Below are 21,869 nucleotides of genomic sequence, written 5' to 3' on the forward strand. Positions count from 1 at the left end.
GCGCGACGAGGCGGGGAGACCCGCCGGGAGGTCCACGAGTCCCCGGGGCAGGGGACTGGGGGAAGGGATGTGGACCCCCCGGCGTTGGAAGACGGACTACCGACGCGCCTTGCGGCGGCGCAGGCCCAGCAGGGCCAGCAGGGCCAGGCCCGCCGACGAGGCCGGCGCCGCGCTGCAACCGCCGCCCGCGAAGGCGCGCGAGTTGAGCACCGTCCACCGGTGCTCGGCGGGCGTCGGGTCCACGTTGCCCGCGCTGTCGATGGCGCGCACGCGCAGGACGTGCTCACCCTCGCGGACGTCGTAGGTGTCCTGGCAGGCGACGTAGGGCCCGTTGTCCAGGCTGCACTCGAACGTCACGCCCTCCTCGTTGGAGGCGTAGGCGAACGGGGACTCGGTGTTCCCGGAGCTTGCGCCCGGCGTGCGGCTGAAGGACGTGTCCGGCGCCTGCGTGTCGATGCGGAACGTGTCGACGTTGGAGGGCCCGCTCTCGTTGCCCGAGGTCGGGTCCGTGGCCGTGGCGGTGACGGCGTGCGAGCCATCCGCCAGCGGCGTCGTCGGCGTGCAGCTCCAGTTGCCGCTGGCGTCGGCGGTGGCCGTGCACACCACGGTGGTGCCCTCGCGCACCGTCACCGTGGCGCCCGGCGTGGCGGTGCCGGAGATGGCGGGCGTGGCGTCGGCCAGCACCGAGCCGTTGGCGGGCCCCGTGATGACGGGCGCGCCGGGCACGGTGGTGCTGACGGTGAACGTCACCGGCGCCGAGGGCGGGCTGGTGTTGCCCGCGCCGTCGGTGGCCGTGGCGGTGAGGGTGTGCGGACCCTCGGACAGCGGCGTCGTCGGCGTGCAGCTCCAGTTGCCGCTGGCGTCGGCGGTGGCCGTGCACACCACGGTGCCACCCTCGCGCACCGTCACCGTGGCGCCGGGCTCCGAGGTGCCGCTGATGGGCGGCGTGCCGGTGGACACCGTGGAGCCACCCGCGGGGCCCGAGATGACCGGCGCGCCCGGGGCGGTGGTGTCCACGATGAACGTCGTCGGAGCGGAGGTCTCGCTAGGGCTGCCCTCCGGGGTGACGGCCGTAGCGGTGAGGGTGTGCGAGCCGTCCGGCAGCGGCGTCGTCGGCGTGCAGCTCCAGTTGCCGCTGGCGTCGGTGGTGGCCGTGCACACCACGGTGCTGCCCTCGCGCACCGTGACGGTGGTGCCCGGGTCGGACGTGCCGCTGATGGGCGGCGTGCCGGTGGACACCGTGGAGCCATTGGCCGGACCCGTGATGACGGGCGTCGTCGGCGGGGTCAGCTCGACGATGATGGTGGCCGGCGGAGCCGTCTCCGTGGCGCCCACCTCCGTGGAGGTGAGGACCACCGAGTGCGTGCCCTCGGGGATGTTGCCCAGGTCACACGTCCAGCGGCCGGCGGCGTCCACCACCACGGTGCACACCGGCGTGGTGCCACCGTCGACGTAGACGTCGATGGTGGAGCCCGGCGAGCCGGTGCCGCCGATGACCGGGTCCGTCACACCGCCCGGCGCCGGGTCCGTCAGCACGGGGATGAGCTGGCAGATGGACAGCGAGTCCACCCGGTAGGCCACCTGCGTCTCCGTGTTGTTGTTGTCGGCGCAGTCGGTGTCGACGAGCGCCAGGCGCACCTCGCCCGAGAGCGCGTCGAAGTCCTGGTGATGCCCGAAGCCCAGGCCCATCGCCGCGTCGCGGGTGGCGGAGGCCGGGCCCGACAGCGGCAGGCGGCCCAGCGTGAAGCGCTGGGTCCCCGCGCCCGTGACGTGGTTGAAGCCGAACAGGCCCGGGTACCAGTTGTCGGTGCCCGAGTAGCTCACCGCGCCGGAGACATAGGCCGCGCGGTAGCGGCCCGGCACGGTGAGCGCCGCCTCGGCGGCGAGCGCCGCCAGGTCCGGCTGGGCGATGTCCGACACGTTGGTGCACTGCGAGCGGCCCAGCCGCGTGTAGAGGGCGTGCACGCCGGTGTTCTTGCAGCCGTGGCCCGCCTCGATGGTGCAGGTGGCCGAGCAGCCGTCGCCCGCGGTGGTGTTGCCGTCGTCGCACGCCTCGGCGGCGGCCTTGATGCCGTCGCCGCACGTCACCGCGCACGCGGAGGGCTGGCCCGCGCAGCTGTAGCCCGTCTCGACGGTGCAGGTGGCCGAGCAGCCGTCGTTGGCGGTGGTGTCACCGTCGTCGCACTGCTCACCCTCGTCCAACAGCCCGTTGCCGCAGACGTTGGCGCTGATGCAGACGTTCGAGTAGGGGTTGCACAGGCCGCTGTCGCAGACGCCGGACGCGGCGCAGGGCTGGCCGTTGGACCACAGGCAGCGCGGCGAGCAGGTGTCACCGGACTCCAGATTGCCGTCGTCGCACACCTCGCCGCCGGCCACCGTGCCGTCGCCGCAGGTGGTGGCGCAGGTGCTGGGCTGACCGCTGCACGTGTAGCCCGGCTCCTGGGCGCACGTGTTGGAGCAGCCGTCGCCGGAGGTGGTGTTGTTGTCGTCGCACGTCTCGCCGGGGTTCACGACGCCGTTGCCGCACGTCTGGCTGCACACGTTGCCCGGGGGCGGGCAGCTGTAGCCCGGCTCCACGGCGCAGGTGGCCGAGCAGCCGTCACCCGCGACGGTGTTGCCGTCATCGCACGTCTCCGCGCCGGCGCGGATGCCGTCGCCGCAGACGGTGGTGCACGTGGAGGGCGCGCCGGAGCACTGGTAGCCCGACTCCACCGCGCAGCCCTGGCTGCAGCCGTCGCCGCTGGCGGTGTTGTTGTCGTCGCACTCCTCGTTGGCGTCCACCGCGCCGTTGCCGCAGGTGGCGACACACACGGACGGGCCGCTGGCGGGGCGGCTGCACGAGTAGCCCGGCTCCGGCTTGCACTCGGTGGCGCAGCCGTCACCCGAGTCCAGGTTGCCGTCGTCGCACGTCTCGCCCGGGTCCACGGTGCCGTTGCCGCACGTCTTCACGCACGGCTGGCCCACGGTGGGGCAGGTGTAGCCCAGCTCCAGGGTGCAGGCGTTGGAGCAGCCGTCGCCCAGGTTCGTGTTGCCGTCGTCGCACAGCTCGCCCGGGTTGAGCACGCCGTTGCCGCACGTGGGCGCGCAGTTGGAGGGCGCACCCGAGCACTCGTAGCCGTTCTCCACGCGGCACGCGCTCGAGCAGCCGTCGCCGGACATGTTGTTGCCGTCGTCGCACAGCTCGCCCGGGTCCACCGCGCCGTTGCCGCACGTGGCGACGCAGGCCTGGCCGGGGGTGGGGCACGCGTAGCCGGACTCCACGCGGCAGGACGCGTTGCAGCCGTCGTTCGGGGTGAGGTTGCCGTCGTCGCACTGCTCGCCGGAGTTGAGCAGGCCGTTGCCGCACGTCGCCGCGCAGGAGCTGGGCTGGCCGCTGCAGCCGTAGCCGGGCTCGATGCCGCACGTGGCGCTGCAGCCGTCGCCGCTGGACGTGTCGCCGTCGTCGCACTCCTCGCGGGGGGACACCACGCCGTCGCCGCAGCGGTCGTCGTAGGCGTCCACGAAGAGGTAGCGGAACGCGTTGGGGGGCGACGCCTCGTTCTCGTTGCACAGCTCCAGCCGGTTGAGGCCCGTCCTCCAGGCCGCCGTGGTGCCGAACTCACGGATGATGCTCTTCTGCCACGGCGAGCCCGGGGGCTCGCTCACGGTGACGGGCGTGAAGGCCTGCCCGTTGACGGTGGCGCCGTCGAACGAGTTGTCGTTGAACGTGGCGATGCGCATGCGGAACTGCGCCACGTTCGTCGTCGAGGGGATGATGAAGTCCTGGTAGACGCAGGTGGGGGCACCCAGCGGGGCCACCATGAAGGTGGCGGTCTGGATCTCCTGCGGCCAGTCCTGGGCGCTGCGCGCGCCGATGGCCGCGCCCGTCGTGGTGCCGGAATAGAACCAGTGCGGGTCCGCGCCGGACTCCAGGCGGCGGTTGTTCTGGTCCACGCCGGTGTTGAAGAAGGCGATGCCCGCCCTCACGCAGCGGCTGGGCGTGCCGGAGCAGGCGAAGCCGGGCTCCACCTCGCACATCCGGTTGCAGCCGTCGCCCTCGGTGCGGTTGCCGTCGTCGCAGACCTCCTGGTCGAAGTTGGGCCACTGGCGGTTGTTGAACGCGCCGTTGCCGCACAGGGACAAATCACACGTCGTCGAGCAGCCGTTGTCCTCCTGCGTCGTGTTGCCGTCGTCGCAGGCCTCGCCCGGGTTGACCTCGTTGTTGCCGCACAGCGACGCGAGCGAACAGGCCCGTCCGGGGACGTGACACAGGTAGCCTGCCTCGATGGTGCCGGTGGCGGAACAGCCGTCGCCGCTCACCGTGTTGCCGTCGTCGCACTCCTCTCCGGGCTGGATGCGCCCGTCACCCACGACGGGGGCGGCCAGCTCGGAGCGCTGCGCGCGGGGCGCCTCGGTCGAGACGAGCGCGGTGGGCTGCTGCTCCTGGCAGCCGGTGAGGGTGGTGATGAGCGCCAGGGCGAGCGCGGCCACGGACGGGCCCGTCCGGGCCCGCTTCATGGCGATGGGATGCGTGTCTGATGATGGCATGGAAGGTCTTTCCTCACTTCTCGAGGGTGTCGGTGGGCTCGCCGCTCTTCGTCTCGACGCCATCGGCGTCACCGACGATGCGGAACTCCACGCGGCGGTTCTTGGCGCGGCCGGCCTTGGTGGTGTTCTCCGCGATGGGCTTCTGGGGACCGAAGCCGCGCGGCTCCAGCCGCTCGCGCTTGACGCCCTTGCCCTCCAGGTACTTCACCACCGCCTCGGCGCGGCGCTGCGACAGGTCCAGGTTGTAGTCGGCCTTGCCCGTGTTGTCGGTGTGGCCCTCGACGCGCACCTTCTCGATTTCGGGGTGCGACACGAGGATGGCGGCCACGCCGTCGAGCAGCTTGAAGCTGCGCGGGCTGATGAGGTCCTTGTTGTTCTCGAAGAAGACGGCCTCGAGGATGCGAATCTGGCCCTCGCCAATCTGCGCGAGCTGCTTCTGCTTGCAGCCGTGGTTCTTCACCGGTCCCGGCTCGTCCGGGCAGTTGTCCAGCCGGTCCACCAGACCGTCGTTGTCGCGGTCCTTGTCCGGGCAGCCGCGGTTCTCCTTCGGGCCCGCCTCGTTCATGCAGGCGTCCTTGGCGTCGAGCACGCCGTCGTTGTCGTTGTCCGGGTCCGGGCAGCCGTCCTCGTCCTGGAAGCCGTCCTTGTCCTCGGGCTCCTTCGGGCACGCGTCCTTGGAGTCGGTGACGCCGTCGTTGTCGGAGTCCGGGTCATCCGGGCAGCCGTCCTCGTCCTGGAAGCCGTTGATGTTCTCCGGCTGGGCGGGGCACTTGTCGGCCAGGTTGGGGATGCCGTCCTTGTCGTCGTCCCCGTCCGGGCAGCCGTTGAGCTCGGCGAGGCCGGGCGTGGTGGGGCAGCGGTCCTGCGCGTTCGTCACGCCGTCGCCGTCCGCGTCCAGGTCGGGACAGCGCGCGGGCTCGTGGGGCTGGCCCGCGACACATGCGGGCGCATCGTCGCGGGGGCCGAAGTTGACGCCCGCCAGCACGCGGAACTCGGGCGTTCCGGGCGTCCGGCCGAAGCCCGGGCCGCCCATGACGTAGAACTCGGTGCCCGCCTTGACCGGCGAGCGCAGGCCCAGCAGCACCTCCATCGACTCGGGCGCGTCCGCGAACGGCAGGGTGCCGCGCACCACCAGCTCCTCACGCAGGCCGAACAGGTGGGCCGTCACGTTGACGCCGCCGTTCATCTCCACGCCCAGCTCGTCCTGCAGCGGGTCCGCGTTGGGCGTCAGCGCGTACTTCTTGGTGCGCACCAGCGCGCCCACGTCCGCGCCCACGCGCCAGCCGTCGCCCACCTTCTTGCCCAGGCCCAGGCGGGGGGTGAAGACGAAGCCCTGGTCCCGCGTGAGCGTGTCCTTGCTGCCCAAAGGCAGCGCCGCGCCCAGGTGCAGGCCCACGTCCAGCGGGCCACCGCGCGCCTCGGACAACAGCCCCGCGCGCGCCTGCGCCCACGGCGTGCCCAGCGCGAGCGTGGACGGCGTCTGGAAGCCGAGCGCCGTCGTGTCCGGGCCCCACTGCGAGACGATGGGAACTTGAAGACCCAACTCCAACCAGTCCGTCACGGCGTAGGCGCCGCTCAGGTGCACCGTCACGCGGTCCGAGATGATGGTGCCCACTTCATCGTCGTTGCGCAGCAGCACCAGCGGCTTGCGCTCGTAGTGGGCCGTGAGCCCCAGCCGGAAGGTGCCGTCCGGGAGCAAGTCACCGGTGGACAGCACCAGGCTGTCCTTGGCGCCGGGGTTGAGCTGCAACCGCTCCAGCTCCAGGTTGGGAATCCGCTGGACCTGCGCTTGAGCGGAGAGGGCCCAGAGAACGGCCAGCCCTCCGAGCAGGGAATGATGACTTCGAGAATTCAAGGGTTCCTCCACGTCCGGGCGTCGCACTGAGCGCGCGCACGGCCTTCTGCCACGACTGTGTGGGTATGCACAGTTGCATGGCACGGGCCATCGCGTCACCGAATGGGACGCGAGGACCTGCGAGGATTTGCTGACGTGTCAGGAGGTCCGTTGGCCCGCACCGACGCGACATTGACGTGTCAGCGAAGGGGGCGGGTGCTGGCATACCCTTCCGGAGTCTCCCCCTCCGAGAGGGTGGGAACACCTCACGCTAGCGCAGCGGCAAATCCAACCAGGAGGGTCCGCCCACGGTCAGCGTGGCGTTGAGGGTGTTGGCGCCGAGGTAGAGCGGGTCCTCGGTGTCGACCACGAGCGCGAGCTGATGCCAGGCCGGGACGTCATACGCGGTGGCGGGGAACACCAGGTCCAGGTCGAGCGGCGTGCCTGGCGTGGCGCCGTGCCAGCTCAGCGGCACGTGGGTGACGAGGCCGCCGAAGTCCCCCACGGCGTCATAGAGATAGGCGACCACGGTCCCGGAGGCCGTCGTCGGGGTGATGCGCAGCCGCAGCGTGGCGGCGCCGCGCAGGGACAGCTCGCGCGAGGACGGCGGCGAGGTCCACACGCCCGCGCGCAGCCGGTTGACGCCCGGCAGCCACACGATGGGAGGGATTCCCGTCAGCGCCTGCAGACCGTTGGTCAGCAGCGGCACCCCCGCGTCGGCGATGGTATCGACGCCGCCCCAGAGGGTCCGCGCGCCGCTCGTGGATGGGGCGCCTCCGAGCGTGCCGGTGCCATCGAGCAGCCGGATGGCGCCCAGGCCGAGGCGCTGGGTGCTGGAGGAGACAGCGGCCCAGGTGGAATAACCCTCCACGTCGCCGTCGTAGGTGCGCAGGACGAGCGGCGGCTCGTTGGCGATGCCCGTGTCGATGCCGGCGACGTGCTGGTCCAGCCACCGCGTCACGCTGGTCCACACGGGGTTGGGCAGGCCGACCAGGCCCGTGGCCTCGACGACGGCGTGGTCCCCGGGCGCGAGCTCCAATCGCTTGGGGCCGGTGAGCTGGCTGAAGAAGGAGACGAGCTGGTTGGGAGGGAACATGCTGTCGCCGTACGCGTTGGCGATGAGGATGGCGGGCGCGTTGGCGTTGATGCGGTCCACGTAGGTGGAGGCGGAGCGGAGGCGCCCCCACTGCTTGAGGCCCTCGATGTCCCGGTTGGCGAAGTAGTCGTCGATGCGGGTCCGCAGCTCGGGGCTGGGACGGCCGAGGAAGCGCGCGGCCAGGTCCAGCAGCGCCACCGCCTGGGGCCTGCGCGTGTCACCGCCGTACAGCGACGCCACCAGGTCCGTCCATCCGGAGAGCGCGGCCACGGCCTTCACGCGCGAGTCGAAGCCGGAGGCGATGAGGGAGATGCCCGCGCCGTACGACACGCCCGCCAGGCCGATGCGCGCCGCGTTCGTCGGCGTGTTCGCCACCAGCCAGTCGAGCACGCGCGAGGTGTCCGCGATGTCCGCCGGGCCCGCCGTGTCGATTCCACCCCCCGACGCCCAGAAGCCCCGAGGCGTGTACGACAGCACCACGTAGCCCCGCTCGGCCAACGCCTTGGCCTGGGCCAGGTACTCCAGGTCGTTGAGTCCCCAACTGGAGATGAACACGACGGCCGGGTGGGGACCGGGCGTCGTCGGGGCGATGTGGTTGGCCTTGAGCACCACCCCGTCGCCCACCGGGATGTCCACGAACTTGAAGCCCGTCGTCGCCGCGGCCGTGAGCACGCCGTGGGCAACCGGGAGCGGCGAGGGTACCGCCGCCGTCGCGAGGACGGGTATCAACAATGCGACGAACAGGGACGAACGGGGGAACCACCGCGAGAGCAGACGCTGCGCCATGGAGCACCTCACCGGACTGCGAGGGGTCGCTCACGGTAGAGAGGGATTGATTCGTCAATCAAGGTTCCCTGACACGGCGTGTTGAGCAGGTTTCATCGCGAGGGGAGGGTGTAGCGGCCTTCCTTGTGGAGCTCGCGGTGGATGCCGTGGAGGAGGTCCGCGGCGCGCAGCTGTTGGGGCATGCGGATGACGGCTTTGAGACACGCGTGGCGGAGCACGTTGATGATGGCGCCGCCGGACAGCTCGTGCTCGCGGGCGAGCTTCGCGAGGTCCACGTCGGGGGCCAGCGGGAAGGGCTTGTCCTTGAAGCACGCCTCCCACAGCCGCAGGCGCTGCGCGGGGCCGGGCATGGGGAAGTGAATCATCGACTGGAAGCGGCGGGCGAAGGCCTCGTCGAAGTGCGCGCGCTGGTTGCTGGCGAGGATGGCGATGCCAGGGAAGTCCTCGATGCGCTGGAGCAGGTAGGAGATTTGTTGATTGGCCGCGTGGTCATTGGCGTTGCGTGACTCGGTGCGCTTGCCGAAGAGGGCGTCGGCCTCGTCGAAGAAGAGGATCCAACGTTGGAGCTGCGCGTGGTCGAAGAGGCTGGCGAGGTTCTTCTCCGTCTCGCCGATGTACTTGGACACCACCTTGGAGAGGTCGACTCGGTAGACGGGCAGGCCGGTGGCCTTGCCGAGCAGGGTCGCGGTGAGTGTCTTGCCGGTGCCGGGAGGGCCGTGGAAGAGCGTGCGGTAGCCGGGCTTGAGCTGCTTCTTCAGGCCCCAGTCCTCCAGGAGCGTCCCCTGGTGGCGGGCCCAGGTGATGATGTCCTCGACGTCGTCGCGCAGGGGCGCGTCGAGCACCAGGTCCTCCCAGCCCTGCATCGTGGTGATGCGCTGCGCGGGGAACTCCGGGCCGAAGGGCGGCTGGTAGTGGGCGCCGGTGGTGAGGCGCTCGAGGGCCTCGGGGGTGAGCTGGAGCGCGGCGGACAGCGGGGGCTCCTCCGGGTGACGGCGCTCCAGTCGCAGCACGCGGCGCGCGAACAGCGGGTGGTCGGGGTGGAAGAGGGGCAGGTGCGTCAGCCGCGCCTGGAGGTCGTCTCCGGCGAGCAGGAACAGCGCAGTCTCGCCGGTGGGGAGGATGCCGCCGTGGGACTGGCCCACGACGCCGCCGAACTCGGTGAAGCGGCGGTCCAGGGCCTGGTTGCGCAGGAAGAGCGGGTCCAGCGCGGCGGGCTGGAGGTGGGGCAGCGCGGCGAGGATGAGGAGCAGTCGCTCGGCGGGGGTGCAGTGGAGTTCGCGGAGCAGCTCGGCGTAGGGGGCCTCGAGGGTGGGGAGGGGGGGCGGCGGGAGGGTGTCGAGGAGCGGCGCGGGGAGGGGGCTTCCGGCGTGTTGTTGGAGTCGGAGGTCCAGCCACTGGGTGAGCCAGGCGACCTCGGCCCGGAGGCACTCGGCGTTGGTGGAGGGCGAGCGGAGGTCCATGGCGCTACCAGGAGACGTAGAGGGGTTGGGGCATCCAGGGGTGGGTGAGGATGGAGAGGCTCCAGGGGACCTGGTCGACGAGCACGTCGAGCGTCTTGCGTTGCACCTGGAGCTTCCAGCGGTCCTCGAGTTGTTCGAGGCGTCCTTCGCGTTGGAGGAAGGTCTCTCGCAGGCCCGCGACGGACGTGCCGGAGAGGATGGTCCAGTTCGCGATGAGGGCCTTGAGGAGCCGGTCGCAGAGGGACTGCTCCTGTGGGGTCATCTCGATGCCGCTGGGGATGGGGGTGGGGACGGAGAGGCCGCAGAGAATCTTGTTGAGGACGAGCAGGGGCTCGGGGGCGCTGGTGCGGCCGTCGACGAGGTACTGGAGCAGGTGCACGGCGCGCGTGGCGGGCTCGGGGTCCAGGCGTGTCTTTCCCTGGTCATCCACGTGCGTGAGGCCCAGCTCGCGGAAGAGGTGGGGCAGGAAGGGGCTGGTGAGGATGAGGCCCGCGTTCTCGATGTAGATGGGGTTGCCGTCGTTGGCACCGTGCTCGTCCGCGCCGAGTTGGAAGGAGGTGCGCTGACGCGAGGGTTTCGTGGCGCGCGCGGGCGGGCGGGGTGGTGTGGTCCAGGCGGCGAGGAAGGTGGAGCGCCGCTGGTGGAGCACGGCGGCCAGGCGGGGGAGGGACTCGTGGTGGGCCAGTTCGATGGCGCGCTCCAGGAGTCGCTCGGCGACGCCGCGTGAGTCCCGGTGCGTGGGGTGGGCGCCGCGCAGGCGGGTGGAGAAGTGCTCGAGGAACGCGGCGATGAGTTGCTCGAGTCCGAGGCTTGCTCCGGGGCGTTTACCGAGCAGCTCCAGGACGAAGCGCCAGAACGCGGAGCGCTCCGTGAGGGAGGGCACGTCGGAGGGAGCGACGTCCTGCCAGGCGGCGATGAGGATTTCGACGGTGGACAGGAGCGCGGTGTGGAGGCGCGGCGCGAGCACCGCGGCGATGCGCGCGAGGAGCGGGTCCGGGAGGATGCGGGCCCAGTGTTCCTGGAGGTGGCGGCGGTGCACGTGACGGCGGATGAAGCCGTGGAGCACGTCCGGGGATTCGTCGAGGAGTGATTGGAGCAGGCGGAGCAGGGCGTCGTCGGAGAGTCCCGCGTAGCGGTCCGCGCTCTCGGCGAGCAGGAAGGCGAAGAGGGCTTCGCGTGCTTCCGGACTGTCGTGCGTGCCAGGGCGTGGAGGCAGTGGGGCGGACTCGGAGGGGCTCAGCGGCGCATCGAGCGGGTGGGCAACTCGCGCGGTGGATGGCCGATGACCGCTTGCTTGCGATGCGGTGGGGCGATGGAGGGGGGCTGACTCCGCGCGCGAGGAGGTGTCACCGGGTTGAAGAGGTGTGGCCCGCGCCCGTGGGGCTGTGTCGGAGGGCTGTGTGTCTCTTGCGTGGAGGTCGCCACGTTCGTGATGGACGTGCTTCACGGTCGCGGCGATTGCGTCCGTGTGGCCGTGCGCGAAGTGCTCTGTGGGGAGTGATGCGTGTGCCGCGGGAGGTGGTGCATCCGTGTGGTGCACCGTTGGATGTGTCGCGGGCCCGGAATGCGCGGCACCTCCCGTGTCGACGTTGGGAGGCGCTGAGTCGCTCACGCGCGCATCGAGGGCACTGAGGCTGGAGGGGACTTCGCTTTGTGCGTGCCGACTTGCGCCGTCGTTGCTGAAAGGCGCCGAGTCCCGCGCCGGTGGGACCGAGTCGCTGTGAACGGCGAGCGCATCGGTCCGCGCACGTGCGGACGCCTCGCTGCGACGGAGGAGTTCCTGGGTTCGTTCGTGCGAACTGGGGTCGTCGTGGCCGAAAGGTGCCTCGTCGTGAGCATGCGGAGCTGAGTCGCTGCGACTGAGGAGTTCCTGGGTTTGTTCGTGCGAGCGGACGCTGTCATCGCCAGGAGCGGGCGCGACTTGGGCACGGGAAACCGAGTCGGTGCGACTGAGGGATGCCCCAGCCCGTCCGCCTGGGGCAGCGCCCTCGAAGTGGAGGGGCACCCCGCTTGGTGCTTGCGAAGCTGCGTCGGTGTGACTGAGGGGTGTTCCGGCCCGTCCGCCTGGGGCAGCGCCCTCGAAGTGGAGGGGCACCCCGCTTGGTGCTCGCGAAGCCGCGTCGGTGTGACTGGGAAGGGGGCCAGCCCGTCCGCCTGGGGCAGCGCCCTCGAAGTGGAGGGGCACCCCGCTTGGTGCTTGCGAAGCTGCGTCGGTGTGACTGGGAAGGGGGCCAGCTCGTCCGCCCGAGTCTGCACCCTCGAAGTGGAGGGGTACCCCGCTTGGTGCTCGCGAAGCCGCGTCGGTGTGGCTGAGAAGGGGGCCGGCTCGTCCGCCCGAGTCTGCACCCTCGACGTGGAGGGGTACCTCGCTTGGCACGCGCGAAGCTGCGTCGGTGTAGCTGGGGGATGTCCCGGCGAGTCCACGAGAGTCTGAGCTGTCATGACTGAGTGATGCCTCGTCCCGAGCGAGCGAATCGGCGTCGCTGCAGCTGAGATAAGCACGTGAGCCTGATACGTCGTGGCCGGGGGATGCCGCGTCGCTCAAGAGCGAAGGTGCGTCGTTGCGGCTACGAGAACGTCCGGTTCGTTCATACGAGTCGGACTCGTGGCCGAGGGATGCCTCGTCTCCAGCGAGCGAAGGTGTATCGCCAGATGCCCCTGTTCGTTCGTGCGATTCGGATTCGTGGCCGATAGCTGCCGCGTCGCCTGGACGCGAAGGTGCGTCGCTGCGGCTGTCAGAACTCCCTGCTCGTTCATGAGAGTCGGACTCGTGGCCGATAGGTACCTTGCCGTGCTCGCGTGAAGCGGAGTCGCCGTGGTCGAGACCTTCCTCCGCCTGCTCGTTTGCGGCTGGAGCTCCTCGGGCAACGGATTCTCTGTCCTGTCTGCGCGAGGCCGCATGGCCGAGGCCCGGAGGAACGGTGTCTTCTTCGCGTGATGTGGGGCCGCCTTGGTTGAAGGCTGCTTCGTCTTGTCCATGCGGAGCGTGGTCGACGGAGACACTGCTCTTTCCGAGCGAGGATGCGTCGCCGCGGTCGAAGGATGCCGCGTCTCGCCAGAGAGCGACCGAGTGGCTGTGGGTGCCGGATTCAACAATCTGCACGCGAGGGGCCGAGTCTCCGTGGTCGGTACGGATGCCGTCCGGCGTGCGCGAACTCGTGGCCGCATGAACGTGCGGAGCTCGTTCGCCCGCGCGCCACCGTACGTCGCCATCCTCGTCGCGAGGAGCCTCCCTGAGCGGACCATCAACGTCTCCGGAATGTGACGTGCCACCTCGCTCACGAAGGTGGTCGAGCGCCGCACCGAAGACCTCCGCATGTTTCTGGAGCACGCCTCCCGATGCGCCCCAGTCCGCGATGACGCGCGACAAGAACCCCTGGGCTTCCAGGGGCATCTCCGCCCCGAACAGTCTCCGCAGCAGTCGGCTCACGGTGCTCCGGGAAAGCGGAGCCGTCTCTCCCAGCAACAGCAGCTCATGGAACACCGTCTGCCGCGCACCCTCGATTCCGCCCGGCAGCACCCGCTCCGGAAGCTCGCTCATCGCCCGGAGCAACGCCCGCATCGACCGGGACTCGCGCGGACGCAGCAAGTCCATCGCCCTGCCGAGAACATCCTCCCCACTCCGGTCGACGAGCACCGTCCGCAAGTCCTCCGTGTCCCGCAGCGCCAGGAGGAAGTGCCGACTGTCCTCGGGAAACGACGTCAACAGCGCGCCGAGCAACGCCTCCACCGTCGGCCCTGCCTTCGCCCCGAAGCGAAGCCGGCTCACCAGCGCGGACTTGAGTGCATGTGCCTCCCACCGCGACAGGTCCGCGTCACGAACTCCCCAATCCTCCGTGCCTCCCGGAACCCGCGTCGCCGAGAGCTCCTCCAGGACCACCGGCTTCCCATCCAGCAGCGCCACGAGCAGGCGCGCGAAGAACAGCGGCTTGTCCTCGGCGCGCGCCGCGAACACGGGCAGCGCCGAGCGCAGCGGACTCCCTTCATCTCCGGGGCGCGGCATCAGCCGCACCAGCAGCTTCGACAGCACCTCCTCGGGAATCCGCCGCACCGCCCGGACCAGCCGCGCCAACGAGCCACCCGATTGCTCCCAACCGAGCACCCGCCGTTGCAGCGAGCGAGGCAGCTCCGGCAGCGTCGCGACGATCCGCTCCGCCGTCAGCTCCGGCATGCGCACGAGCGTGGCCCACGGCAGCTCCCCATGCCGGAGGTAATACCGAAGCGCCTCCGCCAGCTCATACCGCGCCGACGCCGACTCCGTGGTCGCCAACTCCTCATCGAGCACCGGAGTCTCCACCTCCTCGACCTCGGGGAGCGGCAGCTCGCGCACCAGCTCCCCGATGACGGACGACAGCGACGCCAGCACCGGGTGCCGCTTCCGCACCTGCTCCAACCCGGAGTCCAGCGTCGTCAGCAGCTCCGGATAGTCCAGGCCCTGGCTCTCCGAGACCCCCTCGAGCAGGAGCTTCAACGCGCTCTTGCGGTTGAACTGCGAGCCCGCGTCCTTCACCAGGTACGTCAGCGTCAGCGACCAGAGCAGCCGTGACAGCGCCCGGTCACTCAGCGGCAACACCGGCTCGATGCGATGGAGCGCCTGGAGGCTGACGATGTAGTCGATGAGCAACGCCGCGTGCTTCGGCTCCAGGAGCATCACGAGCTGCTCCAACTGCCGCTGGTCGAGCTGCAACACCAACCGGTCCAACACCCGCCCGAGCGTGGCGTGCTTGCCCACCAGCCGCACCAGCGAGGCCGGAGAGCTCCGGGCAAGCTCGGCGAAGAGCGCGCCGAACGAGAACGCCACGCCATGCGGTGCCCAGAAGGGCAGGGTGCCATGCAGCAGGTAATGCTCCAGCAACTCCAGCCGAAGCTCCTCCTCGGTCCGAGGCCGGTCCTCCGCCCGTGTCGACGAGCGCCGCTCCCGCACCGCCTGCTCCACGGCCTCCTGGAGTCGCAGGGAGAGCCGCTCCTCCACCACCTGCTCGAAGTCGTCGAACGGCACCGTCCCCAAATCCACATCGAGTCGGTCGAGGCGCAGGTGCAGCCCGGGGACATCCACCGCGTCGAACACCTTCTCGATGATGGCGAGCAGCCGACGCCGGTTGAAGTCACTCAGCCGGGGCTGGAGCGCCAGCGCCTGCTCCTCCGACGCCAAGGTCACCCGCAGCGTCTGCTTGCGGAGATGATGCCGCGAGCCCGTCATGCGATGTCCGCCCCGGACTCACGGGCCGCCGCTTCCAGGAAGTCCCTCAGCCGCGCCGAGGCCAGCGAGAGCCCGGGCTCATCTGCCTGCCGGAGCGCATTCCTCCAGGCCCAGTAGAGCCGCTCGAAGGCCGCCATGCGCGAGGACCCGAGGAACAGACACTCCGCGACCACCAGCGCGGGCGCGTTGCTCCGGATGACCTCGCGCGCGAACGACTGGAACTCCGGCTCACGCCACTCGCCCGTCGCCGTGGAGATGACCGCCGTCACCGTGAAGTTGTAGGGGAAGGCGTCCTCGCCCTCGCGCCGGGCGGACCGCAGCAGCAGGTGCTCCACGATGTAGAGCTGCGAGCGTTGCCGGTTGAGCTGGCGCGCCTGCTCCACGAGCGCATGCGCCCGCGCCACCGCGCTCTCCACAGTCGGAAACTTCCCCGCCAGGTGCCAGCCCGCCTCGGAAGGCGCCTTGCACACCAGGGACAACGAGGACTCCCCCGGCAGCGTCCCCACGCGGAAGTGCTCCACCGCGCCCGCCGCGCTCAGGAACTCGCCCCCCAGCAGCTGGGAGCGCAGGGGCGGCGCGGGAGGACTCTCCGGCGCGGGCAGCGAGGCGACGGGCGTGAAGCGCTCCTCGAGCATGTCCTCATATCGAGCCAGCGCGCGGCTCTCCGGCGCCGTGCTCGCCGAGTCCGAGAGATTCAACCCATGCTCATCCAGCCCATCGATGAGCGTGCGCGAGTCCGCGACGGGCATCCCCAGCTGGATGCGGCTCTTGATGGCCATGCCCGCGACGTTCCGCGGCCCGGGGCGCTCCAGCGCGTCGATACCGCGTCCACGCGAATGCGTGCTCTCGACCAGGTGCTCGAACAGCGCGAGCTTCGCGCGCAGCACCCGCTCGGCCTGGAGCGCGTCCGGAGTGCCGTCCCACGACGTGCCCGCGACGGAGTCCTCGTCCAGTTGCTCCCCGCAGAGTGCCAGCAGCACATCGAGGAACCGGTTGCGGCGCGCGGTGACGGGGTCCTGGCTTGCGACCAGCTCCTCCAGTCCGAGCGCATAGCCCGGCGAGTCCCCTCCCTCCGAAGGCTCCGCGAGCAACGGCTCCACATCCGGAACCGCGTCGGTGAGCAGTTGGAAGAAGTACGTCCGCTGCAGGTCCGGGTCGCCGGAGAACAGGTCCCGCACGTGCGCGAGCTGCGCGAAGAAGTCCGTGAGGAGTTGCTCGAACACGAGCAGGTAGCCCTTGAGCTGGCGCGCCTGGGCCTGACGCAGCGGCGGTGCGCCCTCGGGGAGGCCCGCGGACCCGATGCCGTAGACCATGGGGTACTGCGTCTGGATGGAGGTGTACGCGCGGAAGTCCTGGCGCTGACCTCGGGGCATGCCGAGGTACTCCTCGTATTGGCTCCCCAGCGGATAGGTGCGGCGCTGCTCGGCCCACAGGCGCTCCAGCTCACGGCGCACGCGCGCGGGATGGGGCTTCACCTCCACGCCGTTGCGCAAGAGCCGAATCGAAAACCCGCCCCGCTTCGCGTCCGTGCGGGTGTCGAGCCGCAGCACCTGCTCCGGCGCCACCGACAGCGCGCCGTCCGGTCCGGTGGCGACCTGGCCACCCGCGCGCAGGCTCACCCCTCGGACACTGGAGACGCCGGGCGTCTGCGCCATGACGCGGATGAGGTCCTGGAGCGCGATGGACGCCGCCTTGGGCTGCAGCTGCGCGTCCGCGATGAAGCCGTTGCGCAGCAGCGGCCCCTCCAGGATTTCATCCGGAGTCCGGCCCGCGTCGAGCAGGGACTTGAGTGACTCGCGACGCGGCTCGGGCGCGAGGAGGTTGCCGACGCGGAAGAACAGCGCGGCGAGGATGTCCTCGGGCGTCCGACGCTCGTCGATGCTGGCCTCGGCGGTGACGACGGCGTCGAGCGGCTCCAGGAGCGAGACGTCGCGGAGGTCCTCGCACAGGGCGCGGTGCCGGCTGTAGACGCGGCGGACGGCGTCGATGATGGCGTCGGGGGAGCGCTCGTCGGTGGCGCAGTCGTCGCGCCCCGGCGCGAGAATCCTCACGTCGTAGAGCCCCTGGACCTCTCCGGTGGTGACGGGGGTGAGCCAGACATTGGCGACCTGGGGCACGCGGTCGATGAGCAGCTTGCGGTAGTCGCGCTCCGTCACCGGGTCGCACGGGAGGATGTCGAGCGCGGGGAAGAGCCCCTGTCGCGCGGGCTCGATGACGCCCGTGACGGGGTCCACCAGCAGGTCGGCGAGCGGGAACGTCGCGCGGTAGGACAGCTCCGTGAGCGCATAGCAGAGCTGCTGCAGCGTGGTGACGCCGGAGTCACTCGCGTTGTAGTCCGTCCATATCTTCCCCGAGAGCTCCTGGAGGAGCGCGGTGCCCGCCTTCTCGAGCGCGGCGTAGTCCAGGCCCACGTTCGTGGGCGGCGTGGCGGTGACGGTGACGGGCTCTGCCATGGTGTGCTCCGAAAGGGCTCAGTAGCCATCCGCGGCCAGCAGGGCGGCGGGCGCGTCCGCGGCGCTCAGCGCGTGCCGGGTCTCCGAGGTGAGGAAGTACCAGTCGGACTCCAGCGTCTCGGGACGCGGCGAGTGCTCCAGCTCCAGCGAGAGCAGCTCCTCGACATAGGGGCGCGTCTGGATGAAGTCGGAGACGTCCGCGCTCGAGCCGTACTCGCCCTGCCGTGTCGCGCGGGACGCATCGAAGTACCAGGGGGACAGGTACTCCACGAGCTCGCGGTCGAGCCGCTCCAGGCTCGCGCCCGTCTCCTCTCCGGCGCGGAAGCGCACCGCCGCGTCCACCTTCACGCGGACGTAGAGGGGATTGACGGCGCGGACCTGCGCGAAGCCGCTGGCGCGCTCCGCGAGGAATTGCTCGACCTGCTCGAGCAGCTCGGACGTGGCCTGGGGCACCGTCGGGTCCGCCGACGCCGACGCGTCGCGCCCGGGCACCACCACCACGAGCACCGCGCCCGGCACGCCGGACTGACGGGGCGCGTGCGCGGGCAGGGCCTTCACCTTCCAGAGGGACGGGAAGCGCTCCAGGGCCAGCCGCTCGTAGTCCCACGCCAGCACCGCGCGCTCCTTGTGGCGCAGGCGCTCCGAGGCGCGGACCTCGAACGTGTGCGCCGTCTCCGGCGGACGTCCTCCGAACGACGCCATCGGCTGGGAGATGCCGCCGATGTCGGGCAGCGCCTGCACGGACTGGGTGATGCTCCCGGCGGGCACGGGCGTGTCCACATCGACGCCGGGCGCGCTGCGCGTCGCCGTCACCGCGTGCGGCGTGAGCGCGAGCGTCCGGGGGAAGTCGTCCGCCTCCTGTGGGACGGAGGCGCGCAGCCACTGGTAGTCGCCCTCGTCGGCGACCTTCGGCATCAGCGTGCTGCCTCGCGAGGTGAAGGTGGGCAGGCCCAGGGTGAGGATGCCCGTGCCCTGCAGTCCCCGCGTCGAGTCCGAGAGGACCTGGTCCGGAGGCAGCGGGCGCCACCCCGTCGCCGTGAGCCACTCCCACTGCACGGTGGGGACCTCGCCCGTCCCGGTGAAGGTGCCGCTCAGCTGGAACAGCATCGTGAGGCCCTGGGCTTCGTCCAGGCCGGTGAAGCCGAGGTACAGGTTCGCGGGGGCCTTGAAGTGGGGGAGCAGCGCGACGGGCCGCTGGGCGTCGACGGTCACCTGCTTGAAGCCCTCGAAGGGCAGCAGGTGGAAGAAGCGCGCCTCGTCGAGCAGGCAGTGCGCGGAGTAGTGCACTGCCAGCGTCCGCACCTGGGGCAGCCAGGGGGGATTCGGGTACTTGATGTCCTTGAGGAGCCGCGACTCCTTCGTGGAGGGTTGAGAGCCGTCGGGCAGCTCCGCCAGCACCGCGTTCAGCACGTTGACGGTGTAGAGCGAGTCACCGAAGGCATACGACGGGGTGGCCAGCCGCAGCTCGAGCGCGCTCGTCGCCGGGTCGTAGTAGTCGGGTGGAGTGCCGGGGGCCACGTCGAACTGCTTCAGCACGGTGTCCTGGCACAGCGTGCCGCGCGGCTCGGGCGGGGGCGTGTCGCAGTCCGGTTTCGTGCGGAAGAGGCAGCAGCGCACGCCCTCCCGGGGGGCGTCCTCGCTCGGGGGAGAGCCGGGGCACGGCGGCGCGTCGGGCAGCACGAGGGGCTGGAGCGTCCAGGCGCCGGGGCGGAGCACGCGCAGGTCCGCGCTGAAGCTCGTGTTGTCGAAGAGGTCCTCCGTCGGCAGCCCGTCCGGCCCCACGCGATAGTCGCGGTAGTAGCCCGCGAAGCCCTCCGTGTCCGAGGGGAGGTTGAACCAGTCGAGCGCGAGCGAGAGCGTGTCGAGGCGTTTGACGAACAGCTCGGTGTGACGCAGGCGCGCGTACGAGCCCACCACGGGCGACGCACCGAAGAGGGCCCACGGAGTGCTCGGGTCCACCTCGCCCTGGGTGTTCTCGATGCTCACGCCCGTCAGCTCGCGCACGTGGACCTGCAGCTCCAGGTTCTGGAAGGCCACCGCGTCGAGCAGCGACACGGGATGGACCTCGACGCCGTTTCGCAGGGCGACGGGCTCGGGGTTCAGCAAGGCGCGCAGCATGGGCAGGTCCGGCGCGGGCGCGGCGCCGTTGGGCACCACGGCGGGCGCGGACGGGGGCAGCTCGAACCAGAGCCCGAAGAACGTGACCACGGGCACCACGCCCACGGGCCCGAGATTCGCGGGGAGGATGGGCTCGTAGCGCTCCACCGTCAGCCAGCCCTCCTCGATGGAGACCTGGAGGGTGAACGACTCGCGCAGCACCTGCAGGAACACGGTGCTCGCATCGAGGCCGGTGGCCTCGGCGAGCGCCTCCAGTCGGGAGCTCAGGAGGCGAGCGGACTCGGGCGAGAGGGGCACGTTCAACGTCACCACGCGGCTGCCGCCCGTCAGGCTCAGGTAGCCGGAGGCGAGCGCGAAGCCGAGCGTCGCGGGGCCGGTGACGGTGGTGGCGGTGACGCCCTCCCGCACGGCGCCGAATGTCGCCCAGCCTGGAAGGGGCTCCACCGCCGGGTCCGGCGTTGCATCCGGCTCGAGCGGCATCTCCGAGACGAGCACCTGCTTGACGACGGTGAGTGGCGTCGCGCCCTCGACGGGCGCCGCGACTTCCGGAACCAGCGGTCCGCTCAGCACCCGCAGCGCGAGGCGTCGGGCCACGGTGGCGCGCGAGACGCCCACCGCGGTGTCCGAGGCGAAGAGGATGTCCTGGCCGTCCGGACGCTTCCCCGCGGGGAACAGGGTGCCTCGGGGAACGACCTCACTTCGCACCGCCTCGTCATCGGCGAGCGTGAAGGTGAGGTACGTGCTGTCCGGCAGCGCGCCGCGAGGTCGCAGGCGCAGCACGTCGCGGTAATAGAACGACGCATACCGCCCCGACACCGAGTTGACGGTGTCCTGCGCGGTGCGGAAGAGCCGCACGAACGCCATGTAGAGCGCCAGGTGCGGAGGATGGTCTCCATTCGCCAGCACCGAGGGCAGCACCTGCCGCGCGAGCCCCTGGAGCTGCGAGAGCGAATCCAGGAAGGCCCCCAGCAGCGGCTCCAGCTTCGCCATCGCCGAGCGCGCCCGCGCCTCCTTCGTCGCGCCGCGATACGCCGAGCCATCCGCCGGCAGGTCCTCCAGCCCCCAGAGCGGCGACATCCCAGCGACGTCCAAGCGGATGAGCCGCCCCAAGGCCTGCGGCCCGGCCGCGCCCTTCGCCAGGCTCACCAGCGAGCGCAGCGCCCCAGACAGCGGCCCCTCGACGGCCTTCACCAGGTCCTGCCCCAGGAGCCGCGCCGCCTCGCCCTGCGCGCCCAGCCCCGCGCCGCGCAGCCAGAGGTCGAACCGACGCGCGAGCCCGAGGATGAGCTCGAAGCCCTCCGAGAGCGTCTGGAAGGCGCGCTCCGGCGTCCGCGACAGGTCCACCTCCCGCGTCGTGCGCAGGAACTGCTCCTCCACCGAGTCCGTGTCCAGCGCGTCGATGGACGCGAGCACCATCACCGGGTCCGCGAGGAAGAACTCCGACCAGTTCCCGTCGCGCTGGTTCTTCAAGTCATAGAAGTAGACGAGCGCCCCGAAGCGCGGCGCGAAGTCGAGCAGCTCCGAGCGCGTGCGCCCGTCCACCGGCGCATACCCGTCCTCCAGCGCGCGCAGCCACCGCGTGAGCTGACTGGGCGCGTCGTTGAGGGCGACCTTGTTGTCGAGCGGAGCCATGGTCTAGGGCCCCGTGACCGGGATGCTCCCCTCCTGCAGATAGAAGGGATAGACGAGGTTGCTGCGCGAGTTCGTCTGCGTGACGACATAGGACACGGTGATGGAGAGCAGCCCGTCCACCGAGGCGTCCTTCTGCACCGTCACCGCGTCCACGACGATGCGCGGCTCCCAGTAGAGGATGGCCTGCTGGACGTAGTCCTGTATCTGCCGCGTCAGCGTGGTGTTCACGCCGCGGAACACCATCTGCCGCAGCTCACAGCCGTAGTTGGGCAGCATGGTGCGCTCGCCCAGCGACGTGGACAGGAGCACCCAGAGGCTCTCGCGGATGTCCAGCTCGCCGCTGGCCATCATCACGCCGCCGGTGCTCCGGGAGAACGTGGGCGGGAAGCTCCAGCCGGTGCCGAGGAACGAAGGGGCCTTGGTCTCCATGGCGCCTCACCCTCCAATCATCACCGTGGGCAGGCCCACGAGCACGGTGCCGCCATGGGCCGTCTTGTCCCCCAGCCGCGCCGCGGGCAGCCCCATCACCTTCACCGTCATGGAGCCCTTCACGATGGCGTCCGGAGGCCCCACGCAGATGGCGATGTCGCCCACCTTCGCCGCGGGCAGCCCGCCGATGAGCACGGTGACGGCGCCAGGGCCCGCGATGGGGCCCCCGACGTGCGGCACCTGCACGGGCCCCACGGGCGTCGTCATGGGGCACTGATGGAAGTCGGTGAGTCGGGCTGCGGGAGGCATGAGGCACTCCTTTCAGGCACGGCAC

General features: G+C 70.8%; 9 protein-coding genes. All 9 read right to left on the reverse strand.

Annotated features, from left to right (window positions below; translation table 11 throughout):
- Positions 1-96 precede the first annotated feature (96 nt).
- The gene (locus tag K8625_RS00575) at positions 97-4,527 is read right to left on the reverse strand and encodes a DUF4215 domain-containing protein (RefSeq protein ID WP_223781539.1); all 4,431 of its coding nucleotides are present in this window, start codon (positions 4,525-4,527) and stop codon (positions 97-99) included.
- Between the two features lie 13 nt (positions 4,528-4,540).
- Positions 4,541-6,382 (reverse strand): OmpA family protein, encoded by a 1,842-nt coding sequence (locus tag K8625_RS00580; RefSeq protein WP_223781540.1) that lies wholly within the window; start codon positions 6,380-6,382, stop codon positions 4,541-4,543.
- Positions 6,383-6,632: 250 nt separating this feature from the next.
- A complete protein-coding gene (locus K8625_RS00585; protein ID WP_223781541.1) occupies positions 6,633-8,243 on the reverse strand; it encodes a CocE/NonD family hydrolase in 1,611 nt (536 codons plus the stop codon).
- A 92-nt stretch (positions 8,244-8,335) separates the two neighbouring features.
- Complete coding sequence (locus K8625_RS00590) at positions 8,336-9,703, reverse strand: ATP-binding protein (protein WP_223781542.1); 1,368 nt, start codon at positions 9,701-9,703, stop codon at positions 8,336-8,338.
- A gap of 4 nt (positions 9,704-9,707) precedes the next feature.
- Positions 9,708-14,903, reverse strand: coding sequence for a contractile injection system tape measure protein (locus K8625_RS00595; RefSeq protein WP_223781543.1), 5,196 nt, complete (start codon positions 14,901-14,903; stop codon positions 9,708-9,710).
- Positions 14,900-17,356: a hypothetical protein gene (locus tag K8625_RS00600; protein WP_223781544.1), complete on the reverse strand. Its 2,457-nt coding sequence runs from the start codon at positions 17,354-17,356 to the stop codon at positions 14,900-14,902. The genes K8625_RS00595 and K8625_RS00600 overlap by 4 nt, the downstream gene beginning before the upstream one ends.
- An 18-nt stretch (positions 17,357-17,374) precedes the next feature.
- Positions 17,375-21,106 (reverse strand): baseplate J/gp47 family protein, encoded by a 3,732-nt coding sequence (locus K8625_RS44070; RefSeq protein WP_305070845.1) that lies wholly within the window; start codon positions 21,104-21,106, stop codon positions 17,375-17,377.
- A gap of 3 nt (positions 21,107-21,109) precedes the next feature.
- Positions 21,110-21,535 (reverse strand): GPW/gp25 family protein, encoded by a 426-nt coding sequence (locus K8625_RS00610; protein ID WP_223748298.1) that lies wholly within the window; start codon positions 21,533-21,535, stop codon positions 21,110-21,112.
- A gap of 6 nt (positions 21,536-21,541) precedes the next feature.
- Positions 21,542-21,844 carry a PAAR domain-containing protein gene (locus K8625_RS00615; RefSeq protein ID WP_046716010.1) on the reverse strand — a complete coding sequence of 101 codons (303 nt, stop codon included), beginning with the start codon at positions 21,842-21,844 and terminating at the stop codon, positions 21,542-21,544.
- Between the last annotated feature and the right edge of the window lie 25 nt (positions 21,845-21,869).

This window comes from Myxococcus sp. AS-1-15 (assembly GCF_020037055.1).
Taxonomy (GTDB): domain Bacteria; phylum Myxococcota; class Myxococcia; order Myxococcales; family Myxococcaceae; genus Myxococcus; species Myxococcus fulvus.